The sequence below is a fragment of the Rhodohalobacter sp. genome, from assembly GCF_034521535.1.
In the GTDB taxonomy this organism is placed as follows: Bacteria; Bacteroidota; Rhodothermia; order Balneolales; family Balneolaceae; genus Rhodohalobacter.
This window is the reverse complement of the sequence record NZ_JAXHMF010000002.1, coordinates 607,391-621,206: the sequence shown is the minus strand read 5'-3', so window position 1 is coordinate 621,206 and position 13,816 is coordinate 607,391. Positions and strand designations below refer to the sequence as shown.

The 13,816-nt window shown below is 45.0% G+C and carries 11 protein-coding genes; 7 read left to right on the top strand and 4 right to left on the bottom strand.

Going from position 1 to position 13,816, the window contains the following annotated elements; all coding sequences use genetic code 11:
* Positions 1–203 precede the first annotated feature (203 nt).
* Complete coding sequence (locus U5K35_RS05040; RefSeq protein WP_322570376.1) at positions 204–1,205, bottom strand: hypothetical protein; 1,002 nt, start codon at positions 1,203–1,205, stop codon at positions 204–206.
* 231 nt (positions 1,206–1,436) lie between these two features.
* Here U5K35_RS05040 and U5K35_RS05035 point away from each other — a divergent pair, with 231 nt between their 5' ends.
* Complete coding sequence (locus U5K35_RS05035; protein ID WP_322570375.1) at positions 1,437–3,794, top strand: amino acid permease; 2,358 nt, start codon at positions 1,437–1,439, stop codon at positions 3,792–3,794.
* A 94-nt stretch (positions 3,795–3,888) separates the two neighbouring features.
* Complete coding sequence (locus U5K35_RS05030) at positions 3,889–4,149, top strand: hypothetical protein (protein WP_322570374.1); 261 nt, start codon at positions 3,889–3,891, stop codon at positions 4,147–4,149.
* On the opposite strand, the gene U5K35_RS05025 is transcribed toward U5K35_RS05030, so the two are convergent.
* Entirely contained in the window at positions 4,146–4,484 is a 339-nt protein-coding gene (locus U5K35_RS05025; protein WP_322570373.1) for a TraR/DksA family transcriptional regulator, read from the bottom strand. The two genes, U5K35_RS05030 and U5K35_RS05025, sit on opposite strands and share 4 nt — an antisense overlap.
* Before the next feature lie 72 nt (positions 4,485–4,556).
* Between U5K35_RS05025 and U5K35_RS05020 the strand changes: the two genes are divergently transcribed.
* Both U5K35_RS05020 and U5K35_RS05015 read left to right on the top strand, forming a co-directional pair.
* Positions 4,557–4,913, top strand: coding sequence for a hypothetical protein (locus U5K35_RS05020; protein ID WP_322570372.1), 357 nt, complete (start codon positions 4,557–4,559; stop codon positions 4,911–4,913).
* Positions 4,914–5,050: 137 nt separating this feature from the next.
* Complete coding sequence (locus U5K35_RS05015; RefSeq protein ID WP_322570371.1) at positions 5,051–5,542, top strand: hypothetical protein; 492 nt, start codon at positions 5,051–5,053, stop codon at positions 5,540–5,542.
* Between the two features lie 560 nt (positions 5,543–6,102).
* Here U5K35_RS05015 and U5K35_RS05010 read toward each other — a convergent pair.
* Positions 6,103–7,668, bottom strand: coding sequence for a Na+/H+ antiporter NhaC family protein (locus U5K35_RS05010; RefSeq protein WP_322570370.1), 1,566 nt, complete (start codon positions 7,666–7,668; stop codon positions 6,103–6,105).
* 183 nt (positions 7,669–7,851) lie between these two features.
* On the opposite strand from U5K35_RS05010, the gene U5K35_RS05005 reads away from it, so the two are divergent.
* Both U5K35_RS05005 and U5K35_RS05000 read left to right on the top strand, forming a co-directional pair.
* Positions 7,852–9,252 carry a M28 family metallopeptidase gene (locus U5K35_RS05005; protein WP_322570369.1) on the top strand — a complete coding sequence of 467 codons (1,401 nt, stop codon included), beginning with the start codon at positions 7,852–7,854 and terminating at the stop codon, positions 9,250–9,252.
* A 450-nt stretch (positions 9,253–9,702) separates the two neighbouring features.
* Positions 9,703–11,133 carry a pyridoxal phosphate-dependent decarboxylase family protein gene (locus U5K35_RS05000; protein WP_322570368.1) on the top strand — a complete coding sequence of 477 codons (1,431 nt, stop codon included), beginning with the start codon at positions 9,703–9,705 and terminating at the stop codon, positions 11,131–11,133.
* A gap of 163 nt (positions 11,134–11,296) precedes the next feature.
* Here U5K35_RS05000 and U5K35_RS04995 read toward each other — a convergent pair whose 3' ends face one another.
* The gene (locus U5K35_RS04995; RefSeq protein WP_322570367.1) at positions 11,297–12,253 is read right to left on the bottom strand and encodes a mechanosensitive ion channel family protein; all 957 of its coding nucleotides are present in this window, start codon (positions 12,251–12,253) and stop codon (positions 11,297–11,299) included.
* Positions 12,254–12,457: 204 nt separating this feature from the next.
* Here U5K35_RS04995 and U5K35_RS04990 point away from each other — a divergent pair, with 204 nt between their 5' ends.
* Positions 12,458–13,816, top strand: coding sequence for an OFA family MFS transporter (locus U5K35_RS04990; protein ID WP_322570366.1), 1,359 nt, complete (start codon positions 12,458–12,460; stop codon positions 13,814–13,816).

The following is a 13,816-nucleotide window of genomic DNA, read 5'->3' as shown; positions in this document are numbered from 1 at the left end:
CGCCGAATAGAGGGCTTGAATTGAAGCTCAAAACGTGCAGAGGCGATAATTCTCCGTGTTTGATTTCAAATAACTCTGCGTATCTCACCTAAATAATCTGCGAAAAACCCATTTATGGGTTTAAAATACGAGCGCGGGATTTATCCCCGCGCAAACACGAAATACCCGTCTGACCGCGGAGGGCGGTCTGACGGGGAATCTGTTTAAACCTTCGAAAAATAGGCCGGAACGGGAACGTCGAGCATGGTTTTGAGTCCCGGGGTGGATCCCATAACCGACCGAACGGCATTCACGGTTATGGCGCATGTAGCTACATCACCGTTCAGTCCGCCATCAATTTCGGTAGTGATGTTTGGCAAACCATTAATCGTGATTCGGTCGAATGACTTCTCTTCACCGACAGCCGCACGGAAAACCAGTTTGATCTTCTCTTCACCGTTTACAATCCCTGATCCAACCTGCTCAACTCCGGCCGGATTCCCTTTCTCAATCGGCTTGTAACCGTTTGTGATCTTCTCTTTTGCTATCACCGGTTCGAGAGTTTCCCGGTTATCATCCAGCTCCCAGCCCATCGCGTGAGCAATCAGGTCAACGGATTCAGGCAGTCCGACATGACGCAGGCTTCCATTCTCTTTTTTGGCTTGAAATTCATCGTGAGTCAGAGCCGCGCCAATCTTCTGCTGGAATGGAATTCTGCGAACGGATGCATCCTGAACCCGCTCAACAGTGACGGAATCCACACGCTGGCAGACAGAGGTGAAAGCCGACGGCAGGTAGTCCATCAAAAAGCCGGGGTTTACTCCGGTTCCAAGGCAGGTTACACCATTCTCTTTACACAAAGAGTCAATTTTTTCTGCAGCTTCGGGATGCTGCTTCCATGGGAAGATTAGTTCTTCGCATGTGGATACGATATGAAGACCGGCTTTGGCAGCATCTTCAACCTGAGAAACCAATTTATCGATAGAAGATACAGTGGTCAGAACCGCTACTTCCGGTTTTTCGGATGCATTCTTAATTGCATCGTCAAGAGATTTTTGTACGGTTACTCCGGAAGCATCAGTGTCTGCAATATCTCCAATACTTTTTCCAACCACATCAGGGTTGAGGTCAACCAGACCAACTACGTTGATTCCTTCTCTGTCGGCCAGATATTGAAGGACTTGTTTACCGAGCGCTCCGATTCCTATTTGAATTACATTAATCATGTTTTATGGTAGATTTTAAATTTCATAAATGTTTATGCAGAAACAAGATAGGGATGTGAAAAGGAAAAAGAACCCTGAAAAAGGAGTGGATTGAGTTTTTACGCATATTAACAAATCACCTTTATGGGAACGTAAATCGTTATTAATATTTGTCAATTTTTTATGAAGTATAATTGCAGATGTGTACGGATTGATTATTTTAGTTCAATTTTAATCATCTAACATTACTTTATGAGCGACTTAAAGCGTGAATTGGGTTTTTGGGATGCGTTAACGATCGGGGCCGGAACTATGATCGGTGCCGGTATTTTTTTGCTTGCCGGTGTGGCGCTTGAAATGTCGGGTCCGGCTGCCATTTTTGCCTACCTGGCTGCCGGTGTGGTTTGTATGATTACTGCATCCAGCGCTGCGGAGCTTGCCACGGGAATGCCAACATCAGGCGGGGACTATTTTTTCGTTTCACGATCTCTGGGGCCGGCAATGGGCGCTATTTCGGGTGTTGGGATTTGGCTCAGTCTGACGTTTGCCATCGCTTTTTACCTGTATGGTCTGGGTGAATATCTCTCACAATTTCTTCCACTAACGGCATTCTGGGGAGCAGCTATAGGTGGTGTTCTTTTAACCATATTGAATGTTATCGGGGCAAAGGAGTCAGGTCGTACACAAGTGGTTGTTGTTCTTACGCTTTTTGTGATATTGGGTTTATTTAGTGCATTTGGTGTTTTTTACATCGACACGGCGAATTACACTCCGTTTATGCCGTTTGGTTTCGAGTCCATTTCAGCTACAACCGCGCTGGTATTTGTCTCATTTCTCGGGTTTGTGAAGATTGCCGCGGTTGCCGAAGAGATTAAGAACCCATCAAAAAATTTACCCCGGGCCCTTATCGGCTCCGTTGCACTCGTTACTGTTTTATATGTAGTGATTGTGCTTGTTGTAGGCGGAATGTTTACGCAGGAAACCATCGGGGAAGTTCGCGATCCGCTGGCAACGGCCGCCCGTAAATTCCTGGGCAGTCCGGGTGGTATTGCCATTGTTATTGCGGGCCTGCTTGCTACGCTTTCATCAGCAAATGCGAGTATTTTAGCTTCATCCCGGATTAATCTTGCCATGGCGCGCGACCGAATGGTGCCAAACTGGCTGAGTGCCATCCACGAAACAAAGCTTACTCCCTATCGTGCTATTATTCTAACCGGGATACTTGCGCTTTCATTTTTACTGCTCGACAGCCTGGAAGATCTCGCCAAAATTGCCAGTGTGCTGCAGCTCTACAGCTATGCGGCTTTAAATATCGGCTGTGTGGTGCTGAAAGCTGCCGGGCCTGAATGGTACAAGCCTACATACAGAACCCCGGGCACTCCCTGGCTGCAGATTTTTGCTGCTCTGGGCTGTCTTTCTATCATTATTTATTCAGGGCCGTTTGCGCAAGTTGCCGTGGTTATTTTAATCATTGCTAGTTTAGGCTGGTATATGGTATGGGGACGCAGCAGGGTTGAAATTGAGCATGCACTACCCGAATTCAAAACGAAGTGGGAAGAGCATGGACTCGGTGTGTTCAGTATCCCGACTGAGCGATTTGAGGATGAAGGCATGAAGGAGTGGATTCCTGCGATCAGGGCATTAAACGCTTCGGAGCCACGGCATGTGCTTACCGCCTTAGCGAATCCGAAGCACGAAGGAGCTCTTTTAAAAATGGCGCACCTGATTGCATCCGGAAAAAAAGATGGCGGAAAAGTTACCGGGCTGAATATGGTTAAGGTGCCGTATCAAACACCGCTTTCAACTATTCGGCGTAAGCTTGAAGAGAAAGAGTCGAGACGGCAGAGTATTGATGACATCAGTAAAAAATTCAGGGCCGATGGCGACGGCACGGGCGATAACTTGAAAGCACTTCGGGAGACAACGTTTGAGTCGGCCTCTGAAGCAGCTTATGACGTATTTAAAGGATTAATGATGGAAGCCGAAGACCGAAAAGCCGATATGCTGGTGATGGGATGGCAGGGCGGTTTTAGCGTTGGGCGAATCTACAACACGCCGGTTCAGCGTATTATTAAAGGATTAAAGTCTGATTTAGCTGTTTTAAAAGACCGCGGTGTTGAAAAGCTCGACTCAATTGTACTGCCGTGGGGCGGAGGACTTCACGCGCGTTTGGGCCTTGAACTTGGAATCCGCATGGCCCGTGCTTCGGGAGCAAGGTTGAGAATTTTACGGCTTGTGAAAGAAGGGACTGTTCCGGATCAGGAAAAAGCGGAACTGATGGAAATAATCAAGCCGCTGGTGGGTGATTTTGACAGACTGGATATTGTGGTGAAAGAGTCGGAGGATGTTACCGGTGGAATTTTTAATGAGCTTGACAGAGAAAGTCACGACCTCGTAATTATCGGGGCATCCCGTGAGTGGGGTATTCGAAATGTGCTGTTTGGCACCATCCCCGATATTGTGGCCGACAAGGCAAACTGCTCCGTGCTTATGGTTCGGAGGTATGTTACAGAAGACTGGAAGCTGAAGGCGAGTGAAGGATTCAAGCAGATCAAAGAACAGCTTGGAATGACCTCTTCACCGGAATCCGGCAACCAAAACGATCAGTAGATATATTGCATCAGAGAAGGTTGTATAGCACCGATGGAACGATAAATCTGTTCGGATAGCTTATTCTTAAAATTCTCATTTAAATCCTGCTAAAATGATGAACTACAAAAAGAAATGGTGGCGACACTCAATCATCGGTGTAATGCTGGTCGGGCTGGCCGTGAACCTGATAGGCGAAGCTATAATCATTAAGGGGAACAGTCCTGCAGAGTTTGACCTGGCACATATGGCGCTCTGGTTTTGGATTGGCCTTTTTGGCATCGTTTCTCTGAACGCCGGGATTTCATTTGTTGCGGATGCCGTAAAGCAGCGAATTTATATGGAAATGGGTAAAGAAAATGTTCAGGATCGTTAGGGAAGATTTGCGCACTTTACGCATCGGGTTGTGTAGGGCATAAACTTCAATCGGCCGAACGGAATCTCCTCACCACATTTCAAGCATTTCCCAAGTTTTCCCTCCTCGTAACGTTCAACGGCGCGTTCCAGTTTTTGCAAGTTTCTTTTCTTATCCCGCAGTGCTTTTTCATTGATGGTTTTATTGTTGATGGCGTCCATTCTGGAAAGCCTGCCAATGGAATTGTCCAGCGAAATAGGTTTCGTCAGTTCAATCAGCTCTTCGATCTCCTCTTTTGTAGATTCAATCTGTTCGTGAATAATTTTGATGAGCTCTTCTTGTTCCTGGTCAGTCATTAATTTATTTAAACTGATTAAATTCTTTACGAGTGATAGAACAAATTCTCTATTTGTTCGTAATATTATAGAATGCAAAAGGTACCTAAAATATTACTCTTTTTCTGCCTTGCAGGATTCATGGCCGTACTTAGCAGTTCGGTTTTTGCATCTGAGATCCAGAAAGAATTTTCAGCTATCGACACAGAGCTAACCTCTGCTTCTGATAGCGATGCCTTACTATACTCAACTCAATTTCCGGTTCTTCACCTATCAGAAATTGAAATTGAAAGCGGTGCAGAAATTGAACCGAAAGAATCTGAAACTGCAACTTCTTTATCTGCGGCTGATCTTCGTTTTGATACCAGAGAGTATCTTAATAAATCAAAACGGCTCTTAATCAGTCTTGCGATTAGAGACCTGATCTTTCCATTTCATACCCACTTCTGAGTCCATCTTTTTCACGGGTATATTTCCCGTTCACACATCTAAAAAAACAGTCAATTGCCTCTCATTACATGCAGCATGAGCTTCTGAATGCGGGGATTGACTTTTTAATCAAGAAATTTCAAAAAAATATCAAAAAGATGGAAACAGATTTAACTTCAGTAATTATTGGATTGGCATCACTTGCAATATTCTTATTGCCAATCGGCTACTATCAGCTTCACGAAAAGAAGAGCTTAAAAGAGGCTAAAAAGAAATTCTTAAAGAAAGCGGACGATTTAGCTTTTCAAGCCGGAGACCTTGAGGTTCTCAGGAATCGTGCTTCAATAGGAATTGGCAAAAACCACGAAGAGCTTCTCTACGTGAATGGAAATCAATTTCAACTGATTGAGTTGTCGGATGTTGTTAAATGTTCAAACTATAAGAGTCACAAGAAGGATTTGGACAGCGATGATGGTGTTATTCAACAGATTGGAATTCGCATTAAGCTCCTGAAAGGATTGGATGTCAAACTACCCATTTATGAGGGTAAGGAAGGCACCATGGTTGGCGACGAGAATGTCATTACCCAGCGATGGATTAGCAGGATAAATTTGGCGCATAAAGAGCTCGAAGCTTCTGTGAACGCGTAAAAGGAATGCCGAATTTGACACCCGCTATCAAGAAATTGAGAGTGGGTGTCAATATTTCGAATTGAGTAATATTACTTAGCGTGGGTTCGATATAAATTTCAGAATTCAAAGTCCCCCTTAACAAAGCTACTATGTGTACACATCTTTAAAAATATTGATGAAGGTTTCAATATCTAAATGTAGTATTACAGCGCTTTAAGCCTATATCAATGAGATCTCTCCATGCGTTCGCTTCTCCTGCCTTTGCTAAAGCTTCGGCAGTCAGGCTCTCTTAGTCGGGACGACAAGACCATTGGGTAAGGCAGCAGCGGGCATAACTGGCTGTGTTAGGGAAAAGGTTGGAAGCCGCCCGCTGCTAATTCCCATGTGAACCCTGTCATTCCGACCGGAAATCCGTGTTTTTCGGATTGAAGTGGAGGAATCTCTGGAAAATAATCTAAGATTTACTTAGGTAATGATCTTAAATAAATTTCGTTTTACGTCTTGTTGGCGCTCGGAACCCCTTTTTAGGGGGGAATTAGTTAAATTCGTCATCAGTATTTTTGTCGAACTCACATTGCCTACACAAACAGAACAACCATTACAGCGTAGCTGATCGTCGCTAATACACCGGCCAGTATGGCAAGCGGCAACTGAGTGGTTACATGATCCATCAGATCGCATCCGGTTGAGAGCGAGCTCAGAATGGTGGTATCCGAAATCGGCGAACATTGATCGCCCATAACACTTCCACCCACAACGGCTGCAAAGCAGAGCTGCAGGAAGAAAACATCGGGCACGATGGCCCAGGCCAGCGGTACCGCAATTGGGAATACAACCGCATACGTTCCCCAGGATGTGCCGGTTGAAAATGCAATGAGCATGCAGAGAACCATCAAAACTCCGGGGAGGAATGCGGGAAGAATCAGGTCTCCAATCATCATTACAACATAGTCGGCGGTTCCAACAGCGTCTGCAACCTCTTTTAGGGTAACAGCCAGGGCCAGGATGATTGCGCCGATGGTAACCCCTTTACATCCGTCAATAAATCCGTTGATGGCCACCTGCAGACTCATACCTTTAGCTACGGCAATTCCAATACCGGCAAGAACGGCAAGCACAAATGCTTCTGCAATCAGAAGGGTCGGATCTTCAGAACCAAGTATAAAAAATGTGTAGACATACGGAATAATAGCTACTCCGAGCAGTGCTCCAATCGGTCCGAAAAAGTCAATCAGGCCGGGGTTATAACCTTTAGGAATTTTGCTCTGCGTAAGTTCATCGGCAGCCATGGGTGTTGCACCCATTCGGTCAAGCATCCCTTTGGTGCGTGAACGCTCCATTGCTTTTCGCATCTTTTTGCCGGGAACCCATGGCAGTATTTCCCAGGCAAACAGAAGCGTAATCAGAATGGCGAAAATAGCATAGAAATTGTAGGGCAGTGAGGAGAAAAAGAAGCTGATTCCATCCTGCGGTGTCTCAAATAGTGAAATAGTTCCGATAACGAGACCGCTAATATAAATGGGCCAGACATTGAACGGGATTAGTGTAGCGGCCGGCGATGCGGTACTGTCTACCATGAAAGAGAGCTCCTCGTGCGAAACATTATGTTTATCGGCAATGGGCCGCACGGTTGCACCGGTCAAAACCGTACTGATGGTTCCTCCCTGGTGAAAGACCAATCCCATAATCCAGGTGAAAAATTTAGCTGATCGAGGTCCTCGAACCATTTTGCTGGATGCCCAAACCGCAAACTTTTCAGCACCGCCTGTTCGGGTCCAGATACCAATAAGTCCGCCTAAAGCCCATAGATAAACTAGCAGAATCAGTGCAAAGCTTTCGGTTCCGATAGAGGGGATCAGAAAATCCTGAACAATATTGAGCTGTCCGGAGATAACACCGCCCAAAAATATTCCAATAAAAAGAGAGCTGACCACTTCACGGGTCCAAAATGCAAGTACGATGGCTACAAGCGGTGGCATTACAGACCAAAAGCCAAAATGGCCGTCCTGCTCGGGAAAACTTCCCATTTTGGTAACATAGTATACACCCGCAATAACGAGCGTTAGAAAGAGCCCGAATAAAATTTTACGCCGGGTTACCGGATCTTTCCACTTGGTTAATGTGTCTTCAAAAAAGTTGCTCATAGTTATGGTAGTTTATTGTGCGGCTATAAAATAAGAGATCAGAGCACAAATGCTCGACTCTTTTTGATAAGAGTTGTTAATGGAGCAAAAAAGATTTCATCAATTGATCAGATTGAATTATTGTTAAGGGTGCTGATTTCCAGGAGTTCTACTTAATTCAATACCAATCTTAAATTGCTCAATATGAAACTTTTATTTCCCTCCTTACTGATCGTATTCTCACTTTCTTTGGTGATGCCGGTTCAGGCCCAAACCAACGCCAATGCAGGTTTTACATCTCCTCCGCAATACCAGCCGTTTTTAAAACAGCTGGCTGATGATGTTTCTGCAGATCAGATTGAAGAGTACACGCGTACCCTTGCAGGTTTTGAAAACAGGCATACACTTTCCGATACGACTTCAGACACAAAAGGAATCGGGGCCGCGCGCAGATGGATCAAAGAGGAATTTGAGAAGATTTCCGAAGAGTGTGGAGGCTGTCTGGAAGTTTTTTACGTGAGCGATGTGATTGAGGGAGTGAATCGCATTCCGGAACCGGTCAATATTGTAAATGTTGTTGCCGTTCAGCGCGGAACAGCCGATCCAAATCGAGTTGTGATGATGACCGGTGATATTGATTCACGCGCATCTGATGTAATGGATGCCGAAACAGACTCACCCGGCGCAAACGACAACGCATCGGGCATGGCCGGTACGATTGAAGCAGCGCGGGTTTTATCAAAGCATGAGTTTCCGGGCACCATTGTTTATGCAGGGCTTTCCGGGGAGGAGCAAGGGTTGTTTGGTGGGCAGATCCTGGCCGATTACGCCATCGAAAATGAGTGGAGAATCCATGCTGTCTTGAACAACGATATGATTGGAAATATTGAGGGAATAAACGGAATCATAAATAATACAACTGCCCGTGTTTTTTCGGAGGCAACCCGTCCTACAGAAACCGAACGGGAAGCGCGAATCCGCCGATTTACAGGCGGAGAAGTGGACTCTCCCTCACGTAATCTGGCGCGTTATATCCATGTGATGGGCGAGCAGTATATCGACAATCTGGATGTGATGATGATCTATCGTCTGGATCGATTCGGACGCGGCGGCCACCATCGTCCGTTCAATGATGTGGGTTTCCCGGCAGTTCGTATCATGGAAACCAATGAAAATTATAACTGGCAGCACCAGGATATCCGAACCGAGGATGGAATTGAATATGGAGATGTTATTGAACACGTAAATTTCGAGTATGCCGCGAAATTGACCGCACTGAATATCGTCACCCTGGCGGGAATGGCAAAGGCTCCGGCACCACCTTCAAATGTAGAAATCAGTGGTGCTGTTCGGCCAAGTACAACCTTAAGCTGGGACGCACTGAACTCCGAACAAAATCCACAATTGGCGGGATATAAAGTGTACTGGAGGTTAACCACATCGCCGGTTTGGACGCACGGACGACCTACAGGAAATGTGGAAGAATTTACCCTCGAAAACATTGTAATTGACAACTACTTTTTCGGAGTGGCCAGTGTATCTGAAGATGGCTATGAAAGTCCGGTTGTATTTCCGGGTCCCATCGGTTCATTTGATCGGCAGTAATCGGGGATATTTTCACACTTATTGTGATAGGTGAATTTTGAAATATTATTTTAAGACTGTCCAAAAAGTGAATCAATACAGAAACAAGCTTAAATAATTTAGACATTAAATCCCTCTCTATTGGTTAGAGAGGGATATAGGGTGAGTCTGAAGGAGAAAGCTGAATTATTTAAGCGCTATTGAACTAATGTATCTTTTTGGAAAGCCTTCAAGGGGTGGTTGAAAAATCTTGCTGATAATTGAACTTTACTGTTTTAGCTGAAATAATTCTTTTCTCAGCGTATATCTGCGAAAGACTCTGCGGAAATCTGCGAGAAACATTTCGACTCCATTTCGAGAAAAAATCTCGAAATTGCGCTCAATGTGACACTCTATTAATGATTTGGTTTTGAAATCCTAGAAATTAGATATACTCATTTCTTTTTACCCCATAAGCAACACATTCATTTTATGAATTTAGACTTTTCACCGGATCAACTTTCAACTTTCATAAAAAAAGCGGGAGAGATTGTCCGGGATATTTACACAGATAAACTGGATCGGCACGTATTCCCCGGAAAAACCCCTGAGGAGATTCAATCGATTTTTAATGAATCCCTTCCTGAAAACGGAATGGATGTGGGAGATCTGCTCAAGAAGGTACAGAATGATGTAATCGGTTCAGCCACGATGAATGTGGGACCTCACTACTACGGGTACATCACAGGCGGTGGGAACCAGGTGGCGATTTTAGCGGAGATGATCAGCGCATCGCTCAATCAAAATAATTTGAAATGGCACTCTTCTCCGGTCAGTACAGAACTTGAAAAGCTTGTGATCAAATGGGTCTCGCAGTTTATCGGGTATACCGATCAGGCGGCGGGAGCCATTCTTGATGGAGGGTCTACAGCGAATTTAAACTGCCTTGCAGTGGCTCGAAAAAATATGGCTCCTGATACTCTTTCATCAGAGGGGATGTACGGCCTGAAACCGATGACCATTTATGTATCGGAAGAGGGTCACTCCAGCTTTGATAAGGCAGTAGATGCTCTGGGCATCGGGCTGAATAATCTTCGAAAAATTCCCGTGGATGATCATTTTAAAATCAGGACTGATTTGCTGAAAGAGCAGATTCAGAAAGATCGAAAAGCCGGACTCAATCCGATCTGTGTGATCGGGATTGCAGGAACCACAAACTCCGGGGCTGTGGATGATCTGCAAAAGTTAGCTGATATCGCAAAAGAGGAGAAGATGTGGTACCACGTGGATGCGGCTTATGGCGGTCCGGCAGCGAAACTAGAATCGGTAAAACATCTTTTTACCGGACTTGAGGAGGCCGATTCGGTAGTCGTAAATCCACACAAATGGCTCTATGTGCCGTTTGAAGCAGCCTGTATTCTGGTGAAGGATCCGGAAAAACTTCGCAGAACCTTTAGTCTGATTCCCGATTACCTTCAATCCAATGAGGATGAGGGCGGACGGACAGACCTGATGGAGTATCAGCTTCCGCTTACAAAAAGCTTTAAATCGCTGAAGGTTTGGATGACGCTCAAAGCGTTTGGCGCAAAACGGCTCAGGGAAACTATTCAGGCGGATATCGATCATGCACAGTACCTGCAATCTTTGATTGAAAAATTGGATGATTTTGAAATGCTCGCTCCTGTGCCACTTTCAATTGCCTGTTTTCGATACACTCATCCCGGGCTTGATGAAAAGCAGCTGGATGAACTCAATCAGAAACTGGCTCACGCCATTGAACAGGATGGAAGAATTTTTCTAACGGCGACAAAGGTCAAAGGCAAAACAGCTCTTCGAACCTGCTTTATCAACCCGAGAACCACGAAAAAAGATGTGGAGTGGATTCCGGAAGTGATTCGTGATGTGGCATCTGGCTTAATCTAAAATCTCGTGGTAGGACTTGAAGTCGTGCCACGAGTTGCCAAACGAACTTAACACATTCTGCGCTCCTCAGCGATTGATCTGTTCCGAAATTTCGGGACGAGAAACAGAACGTTGAGCGAATTTCCCAATAATTTACCGCATAAATCCGATAAGTTGAATGAAATCAGTTCTGTTTTTCGTCTTCATCCTTACTCTCATCAGTCCGTTTTTTCTCTTCTTTTGAACTGTTCTTAATTGGCAGATCTACAGAAGAACGCATATGCAAATCTCTCTGAGGGAATGGAATTTCAATACCATATTCTCTGAATTTGTGCACAATCGCTTGATTGATATCATTACGGACAAACGGGTAGCGTTTAACATCGGGAATCCAAACCCAAAGCTCCATATCCCAGGAAGAATCGCCAAATGAAATAAGATGAACTTGTGGCTCCGGGTTTTTTAAGGCTGTTTTGTTCTCTTCAGCCACTTCCTTGAGTGCTTTAACGACGGTCTCTAAATCCGATCCATAGGATACCCCAACACTTATATCTAGCCTGAATTCAGGGTCGCCATGAGAGTAGTTGATCACGTTACTGGATACAAATTCAGAATTGGGAACAATAATTGAAATTTTATTAAGTGTACGAATTTTTGTCGCCCTGATGTTAATCTCAAGAACATCCCCTTCAATACCTGCAACTTTAACACGATCCCCAACGCTGATCGGCCGTTCAAAAAGCACAATCAGGCCTGATATGAAGTTAGATGTAATGTTCTGCAGGCCAAAACCGATACCAACAGACAGAAAACCGAAAATAACGGCAAGGCTGCTCAAATTGATTCCAATAAATTGAAAGGAGATCAATACACCAATGGTTACGATGATATACTGAGACATCCTTGCAAGGGTGTATCGCAGTCCGGACTCGATTTCAAACCGGGTCAAAACCCGGCTGAGAAGTATTCCTTTGGCAACCCTGCTCGCGATGATAAATGCGATCAGAAAAAGAAAGAAGATAATTAATGTAAGCAGGCTAACCTGGGTATTCTGAAGATGGAAAAGTGTTGTTGTGAGAAGATCATGCGCGGAGCTGATGATCTCAGTGAAGGACTGCTCAAAGAAATTACCGTCTTCCATAAATATTAGTCTATAAAATAATTAGGGTGTCAGAATGATTGAAAATATAAAAATAGTCGGCTAATACGGAAGCTATATTTCGTTTAAATCACAAAATTGAGAATCGTATGAATTCTTTATATTGAAGAATGTTCATCAGGATTCATATGCCGTAAATGTGACAACTGTAACGGTTCAAAAGATTAAGTCTAAAATATCATTCCATTGCACTCCTTTTTTGATCGTGAAAAAACTGTAGCAAAACCCGGATTTAGCCGATGGCTCATTCCTCCCGCAGCTTTGGCGATTCACCTTTCCATAGGTCAAGTCTATGCGTTCAGCGTATTCAACTTGCCGTTATCTCAAATTGTCGGTGTTACGGAGTCTGCACCGGGCGACTGGAAGCTCACAACAATAGGATGGATTTTTTCCATTGCGATTGTATTTCTTGGCCTATCCGCTGCGGTATTTGGCAAGTGGCTTGAACGTGTAGGTCCTCGAAAAGCGATGTTTGTTGCGGCCCTCTGCTTCAGCGGCGGATTTTTTGTATCGTCTCTGGGTGTGCACCTTCACCAGGTATGGATTGTCTATCTCGGGTACGGTGTGCTGGGCGGAATCGGACTGGGTATCGGCTATATTTCTCCGGTCTCAACACTCATAAAATGGTTTCCGGATCGGCCCGGTATGGCCACGGGAATGGCGATTATGGGTTTTGGAGGCGGAGCCATGATTGGCTCACCTCTTGCCGTGGCTCTGCTCGACTATTATTCCACCCCGGTTTCGATGGGGGTTTCGGAGACATTTCTGGTGATGGGAGCGGTCTATTTTGCCCTTATGATGTTCGGAGTGATTACGGTTCGTATACCCCCGGAAGATTGGAAACCTGAGGGATATGTCCCTTCGGATAAACCCAGAAAGCTGATCACCGATAATCATGTAAATGCCGACACTGCTCTGAAAACTCCTCAGTTCTGGCTGCTTTGGGTGATTCTCTGCGTAAACGTAACGGCCGGTATCGGCGTGTTGGGACAGGCTTCCCCGATGATACAGGAGATGTTTGAGGGTGCGATAACCGCAGAAGCTGCCGCCGGATTTGTGGGTCTGTTGAGCCTGTTTAACCTGGTTGGACGATTTTTCTGGTCATCTCTATCCGATAAAATTGGTCGAAAAACAGTTTATGCAATCTATTTTGGCTTGGGACTGCTGATGTATGCTCTCATACCGTCGCTTGGAAGATTGGATACGGCAATCTGGTTTGTAATCGGATTTGGAATCATTATGAGTATGTATGGAGGTGGTTTCGCCACGATTCCGGCGTATTTAAGGGATCTGTTCGGAACCTATCAGGTAGGAGCTATTCACGGACGATTATTAACGGCATGGTCTACAGCCGGGATTTTGGGACCCGTTCTGGTGAACTACATTCGTGAAATTCAGATCAACGCAGGAGTGGATAAGGCGGAAGCGTACACTGTTACCATGTACATAATGGCAGGACTGCTTCTTATCGGTTTAGTCTGCAACTATCTGGTGAAAGAGGTGGATCCGAAATATCACTTGTTTAAAGAGAAAAAAGAGGAGTGA